This window comes from Pseudomonas linyingensis, assembly GCF_900109175.1.
Classification (GTDB): domain Bacteria; phylum Pseudomonadota; class Gammaproteobacteria; order Pseudomonadales; family Pseudomonadaceae; genus Geopseudomonas; species Geopseudomonas linyingensis.
The window spans coordinates 98,982-118,954 of sequence record NZ_FNZE01000006.1; the positions used below are offsets into that span (position 1 = coordinate 98,982).

General features: G+C 65.9%; 18 protein-coding genes. 11 read left to right on the forward strand and 7 right to left on the reverse strand.

The annotated features are described in order from the left end of the window. Positions 1-62: 62 nt before the first annotated feature. Complete coding sequence (locus tag BMZ19_RS09140; protein WP_090310134.1) at positions 63-905, forward strand: hypothetical protein; 843 nt, start codon at positions 63-65, stop codon at positions 903-905. 79 nt (positions 906-984) lie between these two features. Here BMZ19_RS09140 and BMZ19_RS09145 read toward each other — a convergent pair whose 3' ends face one another. The 3 genes from BMZ19_RS09145 to BMZ19_RS09150 form a co-directional block, all read right to left on the reverse strand. Beyond that, a complete protein-coding gene (locus BMZ19_RS09145; protein ID WP_090310136.1) occupies positions 985-1,833 on the reverse strand; it encodes an ion transporter in 849 nt (282 codons plus the stop codon). A gap of 76 nt (positions 1,834-1,909) precedes the next feature. Continuing rightward, positions 1,910-2,044 (reverse strand): hypothetical protein, encoded by a 135-nt coding sequence (locus tag BMZ19_RS22790; RefSeq protein WP_280142149.1) that lies wholly within the window; start codon positions 2,042-2,044, stop codon positions 1,910-1,912. Positions 2,045-2,204: 160 nt separating this feature from the next. Next, complete coding sequence (locus tag BMZ19_RS09150) at positions 2,205-2,957, reverse strand: response regulator transcription factor (protein WP_170847727.1); 753 nt, start codon at positions 2,955-2,957, stop codon at positions 2,205-2,207. A gap of 502 nt (positions 2,958-3,459) precedes the next feature. On the opposite strand from BMZ19_RS09150, the gene smc reads away from it, so the two are divergent. From smc to BMZ19_RS09200, 10 genes are all read left to right on the forward strand, one after another. Further along, positions 3,460-6,948, forward strand: a complete 3,489-nt coding sequence (smc, locus tag BMZ19_RS09155) for a chromosome segregation protein SMC (RefSeq protein WP_090310140.1) — start codon at positions 3,460-3,462, stop codon at positions 6,946-6,948. Between the two features lie 146 nt (positions 6,949-7,094). Continuing rightward, a complete protein-coding gene (gene zipA / locus BMZ19_RS09160; protein WP_090310142.1) occupies positions 7,095-8,015 on the forward strand; it encodes a cell division protein ZipA in 921 nt (306 codons plus the stop codon). Between the two features lie 69 nt (positions 8,016-8,084). Further along, complete coding sequence (ligA, locus tag BMZ19_RS09165) at positions 8,085-10,457, forward strand: NAD-dependent DNA ligase LigA (RefSeq protein ID WP_090310145.1); 2,373 nt, start codon at positions 8,085-8,087, stop codon at positions 10,455-10,457. 81 nt (positions 10,458-10,538) lie between these two features. Continuing rightward, positions 10,539-11,634, forward strand: a protein-coding gene (prfB, locus tag BMZ19_RS09170) for a peptide chain release factor 2 (RefSeq protein WP_139214649.1) whose coding sequence is annotated in 2 segments (ribosomal slippage) — positions 10,539-10,610 and positions 10,612-11,634 — 1,095 coding nt in all. Because the reading frame shifts where the segments join, the coding sequence is not laid out codon by codon here. 131 nt (positions 11,635-11,765) lie between these two features. After that, positions 11,766-13,271, forward strand: a complete 1,506-nt coding sequence (gene lysS / locus BMZ19_RS09175; RefSeq protein ID WP_090310149.1) for a lysine--tRNA ligase — start codon at positions 11,766-11,768, stop codon at positions 13,269-13,271. Positions 13,272-13,411: 140 nt separating this feature from the next. After that, entirely contained in the window at positions 13,412-13,963 is a 552-nt protein-coding gene (locus BMZ19_RS09180) for a hypothetical protein (protein WP_090310151.1), read from the forward strand. A 13-nt stretch (positions 13,964-13,976) separates the two neighbouring features. Then, positions 13,977-15,269: a flavohemoglobin expression-modulating QEGLA motif protein gene (locus BMZ19_RS09185; protein ID WP_090310153.1), complete on the forward strand. Its 1,293-nt coding sequence runs from the start codon at positions 13,977-13,979 to the stop codon at positions 15,267-15,269. Positions 15,270-15,315: 46 nt separating this feature from the next. Next, positions 15,316-15,636 (forward strand): PA3694 family proteiin, encoded by a 321-nt coding sequence (locus tag BMZ19_RS09190; RefSeq protein WP_090310155.1) that lies wholly within the window; start codon positions 15,316-15,318, stop codon positions 15,634-15,636. A gap of 54 nt (positions 15,637-15,690) precedes the next feature. Then, a complete protein-coding gene (locus BMZ19_RS09195; RefSeq protein WP_090310157.1) occupies positions 15,691-16,080 on the forward strand; it encodes a DUF488 domain-containing protein in 390 nt (129 codons plus the stop codon). After that, positions 16,077-17,228 (forward strand): PQQ-dependent sugar dehydrogenase, encoded by a 1,152-nt coding sequence (locus tag BMZ19_RS09200; protein ID WP_244517144.1) that lies wholly within the window; start codon positions 16,077-16,079, stop codon positions 17,226-17,228. Before BMZ19_RS09195 ends, BMZ19_RS09200 begins: the two co-directional genes overlap by 4 nt. A 19-nt stretch (positions 17,229-17,247) precedes the next feature. Here the strand turns inward: BMZ19_RS09200 and BMZ19_RS09205 are convergent, their stop codons facing one another. From BMZ19_RS09205 to BMZ19_RS09220, 4 genes are all read right to left on the reverse strand, one after another. Beyond that, complete coding sequence (locus tag BMZ19_RS09205; RefSeq protein ID WP_090310159.1) at positions 17,248-17,958, reverse strand: rRNA pseudouridine synthase; 711 nt, start codon at positions 17,956-17,958, stop codon at positions 17,248-17,250. A 4-nt stretch (positions 17,959-17,962) separates the two neighbouring features. Then, positions 17,963-18,148 carry a hypothetical protein gene (locus BMZ19_RS09210; protein WP_090310161.1) on the reverse strand — a complete coding sequence of 62 codons (186 nt, stop codon included), beginning with the start codon at positions 18,146-18,148 and terminating at the stop codon, positions 17,963-17,965. A 176-nt stretch (positions 18,149-18,324) separates the two neighbouring features. Then, the gene (locus BMZ19_RS09215) at positions 18,325-19,332 is read right to left on the reverse strand and encodes an MsnO8 family LLM class oxidoreductase (RefSeq protein WP_090310163.1); all 1,008 of its coding nucleotides are present in this window, start codon (positions 19,330-19,332) and stop codon (positions 18,325-18,327) included. A gap of 95 nt (positions 19,333-19,427) precedes the next feature. Beyond that, positions 19,428-19,637, reverse strand: a complete 210-nt coding sequence (locus BMZ19_RS09220) for a cold-shock protein (RefSeq protein ID WP_090310165.1) — start codon at positions 19,635-19,637, stop codon at positions 19,428-19,430. Positions 19,638-19,973 lie beyond the last annotated feature (336 nt).

Genomic DNA, 19,973 nt, shown 5'->3' on the forward strand with positions numbered 1-19,973 from the left:
TCACCCCGGAGTGTTGACCATCAATGTTCAGGCAGGCTACGTCCTGTTGTGGAGGCTGGCAAATGAGGCGCTTCGCTGTTGGGATACTGATCGTTCTGATCCTGCCGCTGACGGCCTGCACCCTTTCGGCGGGTGATGGTGGTTATCACGACTATCCGCGCTACGGGGGGCATTATCCGCCGCCGTCCCATGGCCACTGGCGCTGGGATGACGACCTGCGGGTGTATATCAACGTGGGTTCCCCGTACCTCTACTACCACGACCACACCTATTACCGCTGGTACGGCGATCGTTGGTCGTCGGGGCCGCGTTTCAATGGTCCGTGGCGGGTGATCGAGCACCGTCATGTGCCGTCGCGGCTGGGACAGCGACATCGTCCGGCGCAGCGCCACTACGATGACCGGCGCACTCCCGACCGGTACTGGGACCATCGGGACGACCGTTCGGAGCGTCGTGCTTATCGCGACCAACGCGACCAACGCGACCTGCGGGATTTTCGCGGGCAGAGCGAGCAGGAGCGACGCCGCGAGGCTCTGCATGGTCGCTCCGACGAGCGCCGCGACCTTCGCCAGGGGCAGCAGTGGCAACAACCGCGCTTCGAGCGCCAGGAGCGGCAGAGCCAGCAGCAGCGTTTCGAGCAGCAGCGCCGGCAGGTCGAGCAGCGCTTCGAGGGGCGTCAGCAGCCGCAGTGGCGGCAGCCGCGAGAGGAACACCGCGCGCAGGAGTGGGGTGATGGGCGGCGCCACGAATCACGCCAGCAGGGCAGCGAACCCCGCCAGCGCCAGGAGCGGCGCACGGTGATCCAGTCGAACCGGCAGGACGGCGGCCAGGAGCGGCGCAGCCAGTCGCGCCCGCAGCAGGAGCGGCAGGGCGGGCGGCAATGGGAGGGCCGTGGCGAACGCTGACCCTGTTGTCGGCGGCCCGCTGCGGGCTTGCAGGCATGCAACAAGGCGCGTCGACGCAGGTCGCCGCGCCTTGTTGCGTTCAGTCCCCGCCTTGTTTCGGGAACAGCGGGTTGCCGCAGCGGCTGCAGAAGCTGGCTCCAGCCTCGTGGCTCGGCTTGTCGCAGCTCGGGCAGTGGCGCTGCAGGCCCGCGTCGCTGCCGCCGCGCATGGCGTTGGCCAGTTCGGCGGTGAAGATGCCGGTGGGCACGGCGATGATCGAGTAGCCGGTGATCATGATCAGACTCGCCAGGCCCTGGCCGAGCGGCGTCTTGGGGGTGATGTCGCCGAAGCCGACGGTGGTGAGGGTAACCACCGCCCAGTAGATGCTGGTGGGGATGCTGGTGAAGCCATGGCTGGGTCCCTCGATCACGTACATCAGGGTGCCGAAGACGATGACCAGGGTGGAGACGGTCAGCAGAAACACGGTGATCTTCTGTCGGCTGCCACGCAGGGCCACCAGCAGGAAGTTCGCCTGGCTCAGGTAGGGCGCCAGCTTGAGTACCCGGAACACTCTCAACATGCGCACCACGCGGATGATCATCAGGTACTGGGCATCGGCGAAGATCAGCGCGAGGATGCCGGGCAGCACGGCCAGCAGGTCGACCAGCCCGTAGAAGCTGAAGGCGTAGCGCAGCGGTTTCGGTGCGCAGTACAGGCGCAGCAGGTACTCGACCGCGAACAGGGCGGTGAAGACCCATTCGAGCAGCGTCAGTTGTGTGCTGTACTGTTCGCGGATCGGCGCAACGCTGTCGAGCATCACTACTGCCAGGCTGGCGAGGATGGTCAGCAGCAGGAGTTCGTCGAAGCGGCGCCCGGCCAACGTATCGCTGTGGAAGATGATCACGTACAGGCGTTCGCGCAGAGACTGAGGCGGCGTACTGGCGATCATGACAGCGTTCCTGGGCAGGGGGGAGTTCGGGCCGTCGGCAGGAGGGGGCGCAGCTGGCAGGCCCAATACCGACAGGTTAGCGGAACATGCTCCAGGGGGTGCTGTACAGAACGACCAGGATGGCCAGACAGAGAAGTAGCGACACGACACAGCCGATGATTTCAACCTGCTCATCGCGGTGCGGGTTGTTGCGGGTGGCTTGAGCTCGCATGTCGAGGCCTCCGAATCGGCTGGGTGAAGGCGTGTTCGTCACTCTCTGACGCTGTCTTGCCCCCGTCGCCGTGCCCGGCTTGCTCGAGAGCATTTGTGATCGTTTTAACAGTTTTTATGTGAACAAGGCTTGCAAAACCTTGCGATTCCCGAGGCGTGTGCTACCGCTGCACCTGCATTGCCAGGGTCAGTCGATAGCCGCGGCCGCGTTCGGCGCGGATCGGGTTACTGCCGGGCGGCAAGGACTTGAGCCGGCTGCGCAGGCGCGAGATCAGCACCTCGAGCTGGGCCTTGCCGTAGATGTCCAGTGGCTTGCCCAGGCGTTCCAGCAGTTGCCAGCTTTCCAGGAAATTGCCGGGCGCGAGTGCCAGCGCATAGAGGACCTCGACTTCCTGGCGGCGCAGGCTGAGTGATCCCCCCGGCACATGCAGCAGGCAGCTCGCCAGTTCGAGTGTCAGTCCGCCGCCGCCCGCGGCGGGATTGACCTTCAGCCGGCGTCCCAGCGCGTCCAGGGCGGCGCAGAGCTCGGCAGGCTCGGCCGGCTTGCCGAGGCTGAGGTCTGCGCCGTGCCGGTACGCGGCGATTCGGTCGTCAAGATTGTGCCGCGCGCTGAGCAGGGCGATGCCGATGTCCGGCTGGATCTGGCGCAGGCGGGCCATGAGACTCAGGGTGTCCTCGCCCGGCAGCTCTTGATCGACCAGGGCGATATCGAAGTGGGTGCCGGCAGGCAACTCATACAACGCATCGGCAGTGCCTCCGCCGGCGACCGAGTAGCCGTGCCGGGCCAGGGCCTCGACGATGGTTTCGCGCTGCACGCGATCGGCCTCCAGCACCAGCACACGCAGGGTCACCGGGTGTGCGTGGCCAGAGGCACCGGAGGCACTCTTCGGCTCGGGGGAGCAGGTGATGACCATGGCTCGAAGCAGACCTCCGTTGTCGTGGCGATGTCTCATTCCGTATCCCCGGGGAAGGGGCGACTGGTCGAGCGTCGGGTTTCCGGCATGACCGGGACGATACGCCGCAGGTGTCATGGCGCCATACCATGTCGGCAACAAGGGCTGCGTGGAGCGAGCGAGTTCCCTGCCTGAAATCTGTCGCCGGAGCTGTGGGCGCCATGTCCATGTCTGGGTTATCGTCAAGGTAATGTGTTTACGCTTCGTCGGGAAGCCCTCCGGTTGGTGTGCCTTTTCTTTTCTGATCGCCCCCGCGTGCGCGTACACGGCGGCAGATGCCGATCGCAGGGCGGCCCGTCGGAGGATTGCCGCGCTGGCCCTGTGCTAGACTGCCGCGCCGCGCAACCCGTGACCGACTCCCGCCCATGATTTTCCAGTCCGCCAGCGGAGCCTCGCCGATCTTCCATTCCCTGCAGCCGGATCTTGCCGCGTTGCCGCCGCGCCGCGCCCGGAGGCCTGCCCCATGCGTCTGAAGTGCATCCGCCTGGCGGGCTTCAAGTCCTTCGTCGATCCGACCACGGTGAACTTCCCGAGCAACATGGCGGCGGTGGTGGGGCCCAACGGCTGCGGCAAGTCCAACATCATCGACGCCGTGCGCTGGGTGATGGGCGAGAGTTCGGCGAAGAACCTCCGCGGCGAGTCGATGACCGACGTCATCTTCAACGGCTCCAACACCCGCAAGCCGGTCAGCCAGGCCTCCATCGAGCTGGTGTTCGACAACAGCGACGGCAGCCTGCTCGGCGAATACGCGGCCTATACGGAAATCTCCATCCGTCGCCGGGTCACCCGCGAAGGGCAGAACACCTACTTCCTCAACGGCACCAAGTGCCGGCGCCGCGACATCACCGACATCTTCCTCGGCACCGGCCTCGGTCCGCGCAGCTACTCGATCATCGAGCAGGGGATGATCTCCAAGCTGATCGAGGCCAAGCCCGAGGATCTGCGGAACTTCATCGAGGAAGCCGCCGGCATCTCCAAGTACAAGGAGCGCCGCCGCGAGACCGAGAGCCGCATCCGTCGTACCCAGGAAAATCTCGAGCGCCTGGCCGACCTGCGCCAGGAACTGGAACGCCAGCTCGAGCGTCTGCAGCGCCAGGCCCAGGCCGCCGAGAAGTACCAGCAGTACAAGGCCGAGGAGCGCCAGCTCAAGGCCCAGCTGGCGGCGCTGCGCTGGCTGGCGCTGGACGAGCTGGCGCGCCAGCGCCAGGCGGTGATCGGCGATCAGGAAGTGGCCATGGAGGCGCTGATCGCCGAACAGCGCAATGCCGACGCCGGCATCGAGCGCCTGCGCGACGGTCATCACGAGCTGTCGGAAGCCTTCAATCAGGTCCAGGCGCGCTTCTACTCGGTGGGCGGCGACATCGCGCGTATCGAGCAGAGCATCCAGCACGGCCAGCAGCGCCTGCGCCAGCTGCAGGACGACCTGCGCGAAGCCGAACAGGCGCGCGAGGAAACCGCCGCCCATCTGGGTAGCGATCGCGCCCAGCTGGCCAGCCTGGCCGAGGAGCTGGAGCTGCTCGAGCCCGAGCAGGAGCTGGCGCAGGCCACCGCCGAGGAAGGCGCCGCCGGCCTCGAGGCCGCGGAAGGCGCCATGCAGGCCTGGCAGGAGCTGTGGGACGGCTTCAACCAGCGCAGTGCCGAGCCGCGCCGCCAGGCGGAGGTGCAGCAGGCGCGCATCCAGCAGCTGGAGCAGAGTCTGGAACGCTTGGTCGAGCGCCAGCGCCGCCTCGAGGACGAACGCCGCCAGTTGGCCGACGATCCGGCGGCGGCGCAGATGGAAGAGCTCGCCGAGCAGCTGGCCGAGGGCGAGCTGGCGCTGGAAAGCCTGCAGGCGGGCGAGGAACAGCTGGCCGAGCGTCTGCAGCAGCTGCGCGACGAGCTGCAGCAGGCCGGTCGCGAGCAGCAGCAGGCCCAGGGCGAGCTGCAACGCCTGAACGGCCGCATCGCCTCGCTGGAAGCGCTGCAGCAGGCGGCGCTGGACCCCGGCGCCGGGGTGGCCGAGTGGCTGCGCGAGCAGCAGTTGAGCGCACGCCCGCGCCTGGCCGAAGGCCTGCGCGTCGAGCCGGGTTGGGAGCTGGCGGTGGAAGCCGTGCTCGGCGCCGATCTGCAGGCGGTGCTGCTCGACGACTTCGCCGACCTGGCCTTGGACGACTTCGCCCAGGGCGAGCTGCGCCTGGCCTGTGCCCGCGCAGGCGCCGCGCCGGTGTCCGCCAGCCTGCTGGACAAGGTGCAGGCGCCGGTCGATCTCGCCCCCTGGCTGGCCCGCGTGCGCGCGGTCGAATCGCTGGACCAGGCGCTGGCGGGGCGTGCCGGCCTGGCCGAGGGCGACAGCCTGATCAGTCGTGACGGCTACTGGGTCGGCCGGCATTTCCTGCGCGTGCGCCGCGCCAGCGAAGCGCAAAGCGGCCTGCTGGCCCGCGGCCAGGAGCTGGAGCGCCTTACGGCCGAGCGCGAAGAGCTGGAGGCGGCCCTGGCTGGACTGGACGAGCGCCTGCAGCAGCTGCGCGAGCAGCAGCTCCGTGAGGAGGAGATGCGCGAGCAGCAACGCCGGCGCATCCAGGAGGAAAGCCGGCTGCTGGGCGAGCTCAAGGCTCGGCTGTCGGCTAATCAGGCGCGCCACGAGCAGCTGGCCCTGCGCCGTCGCCGCCTGGAGGAAGAGCTGGCCGAACAGGCCGAGCAGCGTGCCCTGGAAGTGGAGCAGCTCGGCGAGTCGCGCCTGTATCTGCAGGACGCGCTGGACGCCATGGCCAGCGATACAGAGCAGCGCGAGCAGCTGCTGGCCAGCCGCGATGCGCTGCGCGAGCGCCTCGACTGCGTTCGCCAGGAAGCCCGGCAGCACAAGGATCACGCCCATCAGCTGGCCGTGCGCATCGGCTCGCTGCGCGCCCAGCACGACTCCACCCGCCAGGCGCTGGAGCGCCTGGAGCTGCAGTCGGCCCGCCTGGTCGAGCGCTGCGAGCAGCTCAGCCTCAACCTCGAGGAGGGCGACGAGCCGCTGCTCGAGCAGCGCCTGCGTCTCGAGGAGCTGCTCGAGCGGCGCATGCAGGTGGACGAGGAAATGCGTCTGGCGCGCCTGGCCCTGGATGACGCCGACCGCGAGCTGCGCGAGACCGAGAAGCGCCGCGGCACGGCGGAGCAGCAGGCGCAGCTGTTGCGTGGCCAGCTCGAGCAGCAGCGGCTCGACTGGCAGACCCTCAGCGTGCGGCGCAAGACCCTCGAGGATCAGTTGACGGAAGATGGCTACGACCTGCCCACGGTGCTGGCCAACCTGCCCGAGGAGGCCGGCGAGCGCGAGTGGGAAAGTCAGCTGGAGCAGCTGGTCGCGCGCATCCAGCGCCTCGGCCCGATCAATCTGGCGGCCATCGACGAATACCAGCAACAGTCCGAGCGCAAGCGTTATCTGGATGCGCAGAACGACGATCTGGTCGAGGCGCTGGAAACCCTGGAAAACGTCATCCGCAAGATCGACAAGGAAACCCGCAACCGCTTCAAGGATACCTTCGATCAGATCAATGCCGGTCTGCAGGCGCTTTTCCCCAAGGTCTTCGGCGGTGGTCAGGCCTATCTGGAACTTACCGGCGAAGATCTACTCGATACAGGGGTGGCGATCATGGCGCGCCCGCCAGGCAAGAAGAACAGCACCATCCATCTTTTGTCCGGCGGCGAGAAGGCGCTTACTGCGCTAGCCTTGGTGTTTGCGATTTTCCAGCTCAATCCGGCGCCGTTCTGCATGCTCGACGAAGTGGATGCGCCACTGGACGATGCCAACGTCGGCCGCTATGCCAGGCTCGTCAAGGAGATGTCGGAGAAGGTGCAATTCATCTATATCACCCACAATAAGATCGCCATGGAAATGGCGGATCAGTTGATGGGGGTGACCATGCATGAACCCGGTTGTTCGCGGCTGGTGGCGGTCAATGTGGAAGAAGCGGTAGCGTTGGCTGAGGCGTGACAAGACTGACGGTGTATAGTTCGTGTCGGCATGTTAATTTATGGGCTATTACAAGCTGCTCCGGTATATAAACGGGTCAAACCGGCGTGGAGTGGCTGAGCAATCAATTGATATGCCCGGATTCTGATTAGGGGAATGTGTCTTTCATGGACATCGGTTTGCGCGAATGGCTGATCGTCATCGGTATCATGGTGATCGGCGGTATCCTGTTCGATGGCTGGCGCCGCATGCGCGGGAGCAAGGGGCGCCTGAAGCTCAAGCTCGACCGCAACGCCGCCAACCTGGCGGACGACGGCGACGACGACCCGGAGCTGCTGGGTCCCTCGCGCGTGATCAACAAGCACCAGGAGCCTTCGCTGGACGAGCATGACCTGCCTGAGTCGGCCCTGCGCAGCTCGCGCCGTGACGAACCACTGGCGGGCGATCTGGACCTCGAGCTGGACGAGCCGGTTGCCGTTGCCGAGCGCCTGAGCTCCGTCGACGAACGCAGTGAGGAGCCGCGCAGCAAGGGCCAGGACAAGCCGCGCGAGAAGACGGTCGAGAAGGTCGTCGAGAAGTCGGAAAAAATCGTGGACAAGGCCGGCGACAAGGCCCCGGCGAGCGCCAAGCCGGCGCCCGTGCGTGACCAGCCCAAGCCGCAGGAAGTGCTGGTGATCAGCGTGGTCGCCCGCGACCCCCATGGCTTCCGCGGCCAGGCGCTGCTGCAGAGCATTCTGGAAAGCGGCCTGCGATTCGGCGACATGGACATCTTCCATCGCCACGAGAGCATGGCCGGCAATGGCGAGGTGCTGTTCTCCATGGCCAACGGGGTCAAGCCCGGCACTTTCGATCTGGACAATATCGATACCTTCACCACCCGTGCGGTCAGCTTCTTCCTCGGTCTGCCGGGCCCGCGCCATCCCAAGCAGGCCTTCGACCTGATGGTGGCGGCAGCGCGCAAGCTATCCCACGAGCTGGATGGCGAGCTGAAGGACGAGCAGCGCAGCGTGATGACGGCTCAGACCATCGAGCATTACCGTCAGCGCATCGTCGAGTTCGAACGTCGGGCGCTGATGCACAAGCGTTGATACAGTCGATCCAGAAAGCAGTCCTGCGCATGGCGCAGGGCTGCTTTTTTGTTTTTACGGAATAGCCCCATGACCAGTACTGCCGCCCAGCGCATCGAGCAACTGCGTGTCGCCATCAACGAGCACAACTATCGCTACTACGTGCTCGACGAGCCGAGCGTGCCGGATGCCGAATACGATCGTCTGTTCAAGGAGCTGAAGGCGCTGGAGGAGGCGCATCCCGAGCTGGTCAGCCTCGATTCGCCGACCCAGCGGGTCGGTGCCGAGGCGCTCAGTGCGTTCGGCCAGGTGCGCCACGAGATTCCCATGCTCAGCCTCGGCAACGCCTTCGCGGAAGACGACCTGCGCGACTTCGACCGTCGGGTACGCGAGGGGCTGGGCGAGCTGCTGCCGGCCGGCGACCTGTTCGGCGCCGGCGCCCTGGTGGAATACGCCTGCGAGCCCAAGCTCGACGGCCTGGCGGTCAGCCTGCTCTACGAGAACGGTGTGCTGGTGCGTGGCGCCACCCGTGGCGACGGCAGTACCGGTGAGGACATCAGCAGCAATGTGCGCACCGTGCGCAACATCCCCCTGCGCCTGCACGGCGAGGGCTGGCCGCGCGTGCTGGAGGTGCGCGGCGAGGTGTTCATGTCGCGCGCCGGCTTCGAGGCGCTGAATGCGCGGGCCATCGAGGCCGGCGGCAAGACCTTCGCCAATCCGCGCAATGCCGCCGCCGGCAGCCTGCGCCAGCTCGACCCGAAGGTGACCGCCAGCCGCCCGCTGGAGTTCTGCTCCTACGGTATCGGTCAGTTCGAGGGTGAGCTGCCGGACACCCACACGGGCATTCTCGAGGCCCTCAAGGGCTGGGGGCTGCCGATCAGCCACGAACTGCAGCTGGCGCGCGGCGTTGACGAGGCGCTGGCCTACTACCGCGTCATCGGCGCCAAGCGCGACAGCCTGGCCTACGAGATCGACGGCGTGGTGTTCAAGGTCAACCGCCTCGACTGGCAGCGCGAGCTGGGCTTTCGCGCCCGCGAGCCACGCTGGGCTATCGCCCACAAGTTTCCCGCCCAGGAGGAGCTGACCGAGTTGCTCGACGTCGAGTTCCAGGTCGGCCGCACCGGTGCGGTGACCCCGGTGGCGCGCCTGCGCCCGGTGCAGGTGGCTGGCGTCACCGTGTCCAACGCCACCCTGCACAACATGGACGAGGTGGCGCGCCTGGGGCTGATGATCGGCGACACGGTGATCATCCGCCGCGCCGGCGACGTGATTCCGCAGGTCATGCAGGTGGTGCTCGAGCGGCGTCCGGCCGACGCGCGGCCAGTGGCGATTCCGCAGTCCTGCCCGATCTGCGGCTCCCACGTCGAGCGCACCCAGCTGGTCAAGCGCAGCAAGGGCAAGGCCTCGCTCAGCGAGGGTTCGATCTATCGCTGCGTCGGCCGCCTGAGCTGCCAGGCGCAGCTCAAGCAGGCGATCATCCACTTCGTCTCGCGACGCGCCATGGACATCGATGGCCTCGGCGACAAGATCGTCGAGCAGCTGGTGGACGTGGAGCTGGTCAAGTCGCCGGCCGACCTTTACACCCTGAGCTTCGAGCAGGTGGTGGGGCTGGAAGGTTTCGCCGAGCTGTCCACCCGCAACCTGCTGGCGGCCATCGCGGCGAGCCGGCAGCCGCCGTTGGCGCGCTTCATCTTCGCCCTCGGTATCCCCGATGTTGGCGAGGAAACCGCCAAGCTGCTGGCCCGTGCCCTGGGTTCGCTGACGCGCATCGCGGCCGCGCTGCCCGAGGTGCTGACCTGGTTGCCGGACGTCGGTCTGGAGGTCGCCCACGAGATCCACAGCTTCTTCGAGGACGCACACAATCGCACGGTGATTGCTCAGTTGCGCGAACGGGGCGTCGAACTGCAGGAGGAGGGCGAGCTGCACGCCGAGTTCGCCGCCTGCGCCACCCTCGCCGAGCTGCTCAACAAGCTGAACATTGCCGGGATCGCTGCCACCGGGGCGAAGAATCTCGCCGAAGCGGCTGGCAGTCTCGAGGGAGTGATCGCCCTCAGCCAGGACTGGCTGAGCCTGAACGTAACCAAGGGGCTTTCCGAGAAGGCTCGCCAAGGCCTGCGCGAGTTCTTCGCCGTGCCGGCCAATGCCGACAAGGCTCGCACCATCGAGGCGCAGCTTCGCGAGTTCGGCATGCACTGGCAGAGCGCGAAGAAGGTGGTGGCCGGCCTGCCGCTGGCCGGGCAGACCTGGGTACTGACCGGCACCCTCGAGGCGATGAGTCGCGACGAGGGCAAGGCGCGGCTGGAAGCGCTGGGCGCCAAGGTCGCCGGTTCGGTGTCGGCCAAGACCCACTGCGTGGTCGCCGGCCCCGGCGCCGGCTCCAAGCTGGCCAAGGCCGGCGAGCTGGGGGTCAGGGTGCTGGACGAGCAGGCGTTTCTCGAGTTGCTGGCGCAGTACGGCGGCTGATCGCCATCTTGCTGCCAGCACGTCCCGACTGGCGTATACTTTTGCGCTTTTCTCCAGTTCTGCCCGCGAGTGACGCCAGCCATGGAAATCAATCCGATCCTGAACAGCATCAAGGACCTGACCAGCCGCACCCAGACTATTCGGGGGTATCTTTGACTACGATCAGAAGCATGACCGCCTGACCGAAGTCAATCGTGAGCTGGAAGACCCGAACGTCTGGAACAATCCGGAATACGCGCAGAATCTGGGCCGTGAACGCGCCCAGCTGGCGCAGTTCGTCGACACTCTCGACGAACTGGCCAGCGGCCTGGCCGACTCCAGCGATCTGCTGAGCATGGCCGTCGAGGAAAACGACGAAGACGCGGTGAACGACGTCGCCAGCGAAGTCGAGCGCCTGCGCGAGATCCTCGAGAAACTCGAGTTCCGCCGCATGTTCAGCGGCGAGATGGACGCCAACAACGCCTATCTCGACATCCAGGCCGGCTCCGGCGGCACCGAGGCTCAGGACTGGGCCAACATGCTGCTGCGCATGTACCTGCGCTGGGCCGACAAGCACGGTTTCGAAGCCACCATCATGGAGCTGTCCGCTGGTGAAGTCGCCGGCATCAAGGGCGCCACCGTGCATATCAAGGGCGAGTACGCCTTCGGCTGGCTGCGCACCGAAATCGGCGTGCACCGTCTGGTGCGCAAGAGCCCGTTCGACTCCGGCAACCGTCGCCACACCTCGTTCACCGCGGTGTTCGCCTCGCCGGAAATCGACGACAACATCGAGATCGACATCAACCCGGCCGATCTGCGTACCGACACCTACCGCTCCTCGGGTGCCGGTGGCCAGCACGTGAACACCACCGACTCGGCGGTGCGGATCACCCACATTCCCACCAATACCGTGGTGAGCTGCCAGAACGAGCGTTCCCAGCACGCCAACCGCGACACCGCCATGAAGATGCTGCGGGCCAAGTTGTACGAGCTGGAAGTGCAGAAGCGTAACGCTGCCGCCCAGGCGCTGGAAGACACCAAGTCGGACATCGGCTGGGGTCACCAGATCCGCTCCTACGTACTCGACCAGTCGCGGATCAAGGATCTGCGCACCGGCATCGAGGAGAGCAACTGCGACGCGGTGCTGGACGGTGATCTCGACGAATTCATCGAAGCCAGCCTGAAGCAGGGCCTTTGATCTTTACTCCCTCTCCCCTGCGGGGGAGAGGGCGGGGGTGAGGGGGCTGGCAGCGGCCCCGGCACCACCCCTCTCCCTAACCCTCTCCCCGGCGGGGAGAGGGAACGAATCAGTGACGGAAACAGACGACCATGAGCGAACAACCGCTGAACGAGCACGCCATCCACGAGGAAGAGAACAAGCTGATTGCCCAGCGCAAGGAAAAGCTTGCCGCCGTGCGCGAGAGCCAGGCGATTGCCTTCCCCAACGACTTCCGCCGCGACAGCCAGGCGGGCGAGCTGCAGAAGCAGTACGTCGAGGCCAGCAAGGTTGAGCTGGAAGCCCAGCAGATCAAGGTCAGCGTGGCCGGGCGCATCATGCTCAACCGCGGCGCGTTCATGGTCCTCCAGGACACCAGCGGGCGCATCCAGCTCTACGTCAACCGCAAGACCCTACCGGCCGAGACCCTCGAAGCGATCAAGCACTGGGACCTGGGCGACATCGTCGGCGTCAGCGGCGTGCTGGCCCGTTCCGGCAAAGGAGACCTGTACGTCGACATGCAGGAAGCCCGCCTGCTGACCAAGTCGCTGCGTCCGCTGCCGGACAAGTTCCACGGCCTGACCGATACCGAGACCCGCTACCGCCAGCGCTACGTCGACCTGATCGTCAACGAGGAGGTGCGCGAGACCTTCCGCGTGCGCTCCCAGGTGATCGCCCACATCCGCCACTTCCTCAACGACCGCGGTTTCCTCGAAGTGGAAACCCCGATGCTGCAGACCATCCCCGGTGGTGCCGCGGCCAAGCCGTTCGAGACCCACCACAACGCGCTGGACATGCCGATGTTCCTGCGCATCGCGCCGGAGTTGTACCTCAAGCGCCTGGTGGTCGGTGGCTTCGAGAAGGTCTTCGAGATCAACCGCAACTTCCGCAACGAAGGCGTGTCGACCCGGCACAACCCCGAGTTCACCATGCTCGAGTTCTACCACGCCTACGCCGACTACGAAGACAACATGGACCTCACCGAGGAGCTGTTCCGCGAGCTGGCCATGGCCGTGCTCGGCAGCACCGACGTGCCCTACGGCGACAAGCTGTTCCACTTCGGCGAGCCGTTCGCCCGTCTGTCGGTATTCGACTCGATCCTCAAGTACAACCCGGAAATCTCCGCCGCCGACCTGCAGGACATCGACACCGCCCGTGCCATCGCCAAAAAGGCCGGCGCCAAGGTGCTCGGCTTCGAGGGCCTGGGCAAGCTGCAGGTGATGATTTTCGAGGAGTTGGTCGAACACAAGCTGGAGCAGCCGACCTTCATCACCAAGTACCCGTTCGAAGTGTCGCCACTGGCGCGCCGCAACGACGCGGACCCGAGCGTCACCGACCGCTTCGAGCTGTTCATCGGCGGCCGCGAGATCGCCAACGCCTATTCGGAGCTGAACGACGCCGAAGACCAGGCCGAGCGCTTCCACGCCCAGGTGCGCGACAAGGACGCCGGCGACGACGAGGCCATGCACTTCGACGCCGACTTCGTGCGCGCCCTTGAGTACGGCATGCCGCCGACCGCTGGCGAAGGCATCGGCATCGACCGTCTGGTCATGCTGCTGACCAACGCACCTTCGATTCGTGACGTGATCCTGTTCCCGCACATGCGTGCCGAGCAATAAGATGCTGCTGTGAGCGCACGGTGAATCAGGCGCCGCCTGCCGTGGTCAAACCCGGTAGCGCGGCGCTCGCGTGCTGCGTCACCACCTGCTTTGGCCGCTGCTCTGGCTGCAGGACTTTCAGTCGAAACAAGGAGTGCTCGATGAACGCAATGCGTGTGCTTGTTGTGCTGTCCTTCCTGCTGCTGGACGGTTGCCTGGCCACCTTCAAGGAGCCGATCCCCGTCGGGGAAACGGCACCGAAACACCTGCTCGGCACCTGGGCCGGCATGGACGAGTGGGGCGAGGAGCGTTTCCTCGAGATCACTCGTCAGGCCGATGGCCGCTATCACGCCCTGGCCTGGCGCGAGCGTCTGGACAATCGTGCCAAGGCGCGCGACTACGCCTTCACCGTGGCCCGTCACGGCCGCCGCTGGTACCTGTCGGTGGCGGCGCCCGAGCGCCTCGGCGGCAACTTCGCCTTCGGCGGCTTCGAGCTGACCGATGACGACGAACTGGTGCTTTACAGCCTGGACATCGAGCAGCTGCAGGATGTGCTGGCCAAGGGGCAGCTCGCGGGGCAGACGGTCGAGACCGACGAGGGCGACGGCGTGCTGATCTCCAGTCCGCTGGCCACGGTCTACGCCTTCCTCGACGATCAGGCCAACAGCGATGTGTTCAGCGAGGTCGCCCGTTTCACGCGGGTCACCGAGTGACAAGGACGGGGCGATGAGCCGCAGCAAGGCAAATACCGAATACCACCAGACCATCCGTGCGCTGTCCGACCGCCTGGTCGAGGCTCAGACGCCGATCCGCGTGCTGGATGCGATCAAGTGGGATGACGGCATCCGCGAGGGCTTCCTCAAGGGACGCGGGCACAAGTTGCCGGCAGTGGATCGGGCCTACTACCAGAGCCGCCCGCTGTCCTTCGATCCCGACGACAAGAAGCAGCAGTTCCAGCAGATCGAGCGCGACATCACCCGCCAGCTCGGCCAGTTCAGCCCGGTCGGGCAGATCATGCGGCGCATGTGCAAGGAATACCGCATGGTGATCCGCATGCTCGAGGCGCGCGGCACCGCCGATTTCGGGCTGATCTCCCAGGAGCTGTATGGCTCGGCGTCCGATGCCTTCCATGCCGGCGACCCGACCCTGGCCGATCTGGGCGTGATGTTCTCCACCTACCTGGACAACATCGCCGACCGCAGCGACCTCAAGGACGAACCCAAGACCATCAATGCCAGCGATGCGGTGGCCATGCTGCAGGGCCAGCTCAACGGCGTGTTCGGCGACGAGGCGGTGGTGCGGGTGTTCGAGTCCGACGGCATCCTCGCCGATGCGGCGGCGGGCGCTGACTACATCAAGATCCGCGCCGATGCCCTGTTCAACCAGCGCGACATCCGCGCTCTGGCAGTGCACGAAGGCCTGGTGCATGTCGGCACCACGCTCAACGGGCTGAACCAGCCGGTCTGCACCTTCCTGGCCAAGGGCCCGCCGTCCTCGACCATCACCCAGGAAGGGCTGGCCATCCTCATGGAGGTGATTTCCTTCACCTCCTATCCGACCCGGCTGCGCAAGCTGACCAACCGCACCCGCGCCATCCACATGGCCGAGGACGGCGCGGATTTCCTGCAGATCTTCCAGTTCTATCGCGAGCAGGGCTACACGGCGGAGGACAGCTACTCCAACAGCATCCGCGTGTTCCGTGGCTCGACCCCGGACGGCCTGCCGTTCACCAAGGACCTGTCCTACCTGAAGGGCTTCATCCTGATCTACAACTACATCCAGCTCGCCGTGCGCAAGGGTAAGCTGGAGCAGATTCCGTTGCTGTTCTGCGGCAAGGCCACCCTGGAGGACATGCGCACCCTGGGTCAGTTGGTCGACGAGGGGCTGGTGGTGCCGCCCAAGTACCTGCCGCCGCAGTTCAGCGACCTCAATGCGCTGTCGGCCTGGATGTGCTTCTCCAACTTCCTCAACCATCTGAGCCTCGATCGCGTCGAGGCCGACTATGCCAACATTCTCTGACGGGCCTTGGCCCGTTGGTCCCTTCCCCTGACTTTTTCGGACTCCCATGAGCGAACGCAATCCCATTCCGCTGATCCTCACCGGCATCGGCAGCGTCGCCGCGACTGTCGCGCTGCTCGGCTACTACGGTTACCTGCACATCGCCAAGCCCGAGGACGCGCTGCTGCTGGCCGACTACACCATGCTCAAGACCATTCCCGGCGAGGACTACAAGGTCTCGCTCAAGCCGGCCGACCAGGTCGCCCACTGCATCGACGGCGTGCTGGTGTTGTTCGACGTCAACCAGAAGGGGCTGACCGGGGTGCTGGTGGACAACAAGAAGCGCGCGGTGCGCTGCATCCTGCCCGAGGCCGCGCCGGCCGAGTGAGGTCCTGCTGCTGGGCTATCCTTGCCTGGACCAGTAGTGTGCGAGGGCAGGGCAGTGATTGTCTGCAAGAGGGTCTATCAGCCGGCGACGGCGGACGACGGTTATCGGGTGCTGGTGGACCGGTTGTGGCCACGCGGTTGCAGCAAGGCCAGCCTGCCGCTGGATGAATGGCTGCGCGAACTGGCGCCCTCGGATGGCGTGCGTCAGGCCTTCGCCCATGAGCCGGGCCGTTTCGCCGAGTTCCGCACGGCTTATCGCGCCGAGCTGGCAGCCCAGCCAGCGCTCTGGCTGCCGCTTCTGGAGCGCGCTGGCCGCGGCACACTGACCCTGCTGTATGCGGCCCACGACGAGCAGTTCAACAACGCGCGCGTGCTTGCCGAGTTTCTCGGCGAGCAGCTGGCTGATGCGGCGCCAGCGGATGCCGGCCACGGGGAGGCTCGATGAAGACTGCGACGATCCTGATGCGCCACTGTGGCGCTCTGTTGATCGCCAGCCTGCTGAGCGCAGCCCAGGCCGCGCCCGGACCAGGCAGTGCGCATGGCCCGCTGGAGTTGCAGGAAGTCGCCAGCGGACTGGAGCATCCCTGGGCCCTGGCCTTCCTGCCGGGCGGTGAGGGCATGCTGGTCACCGAGCGTCCCGGGCGTCTGCGCCGGGTGACGGCCGAGGGCGTAGTGTCCGCGCCACTGGCCGGCGTGCCGGAGGTGTTTGCTCGGGGGCAGGGTGGCCTGCTGGATGTCGCCCTGTCGCCACGCTTTGCCGAAGATCGTCTGGTCTACCTGAGCTATGCCGAGCAGGGGGTGGATGGCCGGGCCGGTAGTGCAGTCGGCCGCGGCCGGCTGTCCGACAAGATGGACAGCCTGGAGGGGTTCCAGGTGATCTTCCGCCAGCAGCCCAAGCTGTCCAGCGGTATCCATTTCGGTTCGCGACTGGTGTTCGATCGCGCCGGCTACCTGTTCGTCACCCTCGGCGAGAACGGTCAGCGGCCCACCGCGCAGGAGCTCGACAAGCTGCAGGGCAAGGTGGTGCGCCTGCAGGCGGACGGGCGTATTCCCGGGGACAATCCCTTCGTCGGCCAGGCCGGCGCGCGGGCGGAAATCTGGTCCTACGGGCACCGCAACCCGCAGGGCGCGGCGCTCAATCCGTGGACCGGTGCACTGTGGGTCCATGAGCATGGTCCGCGCGGCGGCGACGAAATCAACATTCCACAGTCCGGGCGCAACTACGGCTGGCCGCTGGCCACCCATGGCATCAACTACAGTCGGCTGCCGATTCCCGAGGCACAGGGCGAGCGGGTGGCGGGCACCGAGCCGCCGCACCACGTGTGGACCAAATCACCGGCGATCAGCGGCATGGCCTTCTACGATGGCGAGCGTTTTCCGGCCTGGCGACACAGCCTGTTCATCGGTGCACTGGTCCAGCAGGCGCTGATCCGCCTGCAACTTGATGGCGACCAGGTGGTGGGCGAGGAGCGCCTGCTGGAGGAGTTGGATGCGCGCATTCGCGACGTGCGAGTGGGGCCGGACGGCTACCTGTACGTGCTGACCGACGAGAGCAACGGCAAGCTGTTGCGAGTCGGTTTGCAGGCGAATTAGGAGTTCTTCAGGCCGTAGTTCAAAACCGCTCGTTGGCGCCGAGGAAGCGCCACTGACCTGGTTGCAGCTTGGCCATGGCCACGCGGCCGATGCGGATGCGACGGATGTTGAGCACCTGCAGGCCAACGGCGCTGCACACGTGGGCGATCTGTCCCGGCTGCGGTGCCTTGAGGGCGAAGCGCAGGCGGGTTTCGCTCTGCCAGCTGACCTTGCACGGCGAAAGTGGCCGGCCGCGGTAGGTGAGGCCGAACTGCAGCTGCTTGAGCTGCTCCGAGGTCAGGGTGCCGGCGACGTCGACGATGTATTCCTGCTCGATCTTGCTGAAGTCATCGGTCAGCTTGCGGATCACGCCCCAGTTCTGGGTCAGCACCAGCAGGCCGGAGGCCTCGGTCTCCAGCGTCAGCGGAACGCTCAGGCGTTGCAGGTGGCGCTTGAGCAGGTGCACGCCGGAGGCGTCGTCGGGCGCGCGACTGGCGGCCTCGACCAGCTCGCTGACCTGCTCGGCGTCATGACCGGCCGGCTTGTGCAGGATCAGGGTGATCGGCGGCTGGGATTCCGCACGGGCACCGGGACGCAGGGCGACGGCCTGCTCCTGAACCTTGAGTTGCGGCTCCTCGACCACCTCGCCATCCACCGTCACCCAGCCGCCCTCGATGTACAGCTCGGCCTCGCGGCGCGAGCAGGGCAGCAGTTCGGCGAGGCGTTTGGACAGGCGGACGGGTTCGCTCATGGGGTCACTTCTTGCCAATGGTGATCTGGCGGGTGCTGCCGTACACCTGGCCGCTGACGCCACGGGGGATCTGCTGGACTTCACCGCCAGCCTTGAGGAACGCCGCCATCTGCTCTTCGAGCGCCTGACGGGCTTCGGCGGAGGGGACGGGGGCAACCTTCTGCTTGGAGGCGCTGGGTTTGCTTTGCATGGTGATTCTCCTGCCTAAAGGTGAAAAGGCCAGTCATTATACATGAAATGGCGATCATTTTTTGCTCAGTCCGGCAGGATCTGGAAAGTATTTGCCGGGAAATGCCCGGCGAAAATCCCGGAAATCGCGATTTTCGCCGGTTTTGCTCAGGGCTCCTTTGCTCGGGACTCCTTTGCTCAGAGCTCCCGGGCCAGCAGGCGGTAGCTGTTCAGGCGGCTCTCGAAGCTGTGGGTGACGGTGACCAGGCCCAGCTCGTTGAGCTGGTAGTCGCGGGCGTGGGCGTGGAACTGTTCCCAGCACTGCTCGGGCGTGCCGACCACCATGGCGTCGCGGGTGGCATCCAGCTCGGCCAGGTCGCTGGGGCTCAGCTGACGGCGGCGCTGGTCGATTTCCTCGGGGCTGAGCAGCGGCTCGCGGGCGCCGCGGCCGGTCATCATCTTGCGCCAGGCGGCCGTGCTGGCAACGCGCTTGGCTTCTTCCTCGGTCTCCGCGCAGATCACCGCCAACGCCAGCATGCGCGACGGCTTGTGCTGGTGCCCGGCCTGCTGGAAGTGGCGCTCGTAGTTGTCGAAGATCGCCGGCGAGCAGGCCTGCGGAGAGATGAACTTGGCCACCGACAGGCCCATGCCCAGGTAGCCGGCCAGCGACGAGCTGCCGCCGCCGGAGCCGAGCATCCACAGTTGCGGTACCGGCTCATCGTCCGGCAGGCAGTGCAGCTTGCGGTAGGGGTGGCGCTCGGGGTACTCGTTGCGCAGAAAGGCGCACAGCTCGGCAGCCTGTTGCGGGAAGGTGTCTTCTTCCAACTGCTCGTAGGGCGCGGCGAGGGCGGCGGAGGACAGCGGCGTGCCGCCGGGAGCGCGGCCGATGCCGAGGTCGATGCGCTCGGGGAACAGGCTGGCGAGCATGCGGAACACCTCGGCCACCTTGTACGGGCTGTAGTGGGTCAGCATCACGCCGCCGCTGCCGATGCGCATGTTCTGCGTGGCGCTGGCGATGCGCGCGACCATGATCTCCGGGCAGGGATTGGCGAACTGGATGCTGTTGTGGTGCTCGGCCAGCCAGTAGCGGTAGTAGCCCAGCTCGTCGCAGGCGCGGGCCAGGGCCACGGAGCTGTTGGGCGCCTCGCGGGCGGGCAGATCGCCGTGGACGGGCGTCTGGTCGACGATGGTGAGTTTCAGCGTCATGGCAGGGTCTCGCAACAAGCGGCAGGGGCGCAGTGGGCGCCAGAATGCAAAAGCCCCGCACGTGGCGGGGCTTTTGGCCAATCAGGGCAGGGTGATCAGATCACCTGCACCTCATCAGCTTGCAGACCTTTCTGGCCATTCACGACCAGGAAGGAAACTTCCTGACCTTCTTTCAGGCTCTTGAAGCCGTCGGATTTGATGGCGCGGAAGTGAACGAATACGTCCGGGCCGCTCTGGGGAGTGATGAAGCCGAAGCCTTTTTCATCATTGAACCACTTGACGGTACCGGTTTGGCGATTAGACATGGATGTCTCCTTGAACAGTGATGGATACGACCGCGGAATTGCCCGAAGTCAGGACTGAGTGCAAGGAGCCAGGAAAACCGAAATATGATTGGATCAAGATCTAAACCAGTCGATTACGATGACACAAGCAAACAGTGGGAATAACCTACGCGGTAATTTCCCGCGGTGCAAATCCTTTCTGCATGCTGCCTGCGCCTCCCGTCGGCTGTGCGCGGCTGGCGGGGGGCGCGTCTCACCTTGCCGTGCGCTGTGTTTTCTTTGCAATCAATGACTTGCCATCGCTCGGCGCAGCGGCGAGAACGCGCCAGGGTGTCTGGCGAAAAAAACGCCTGCCTC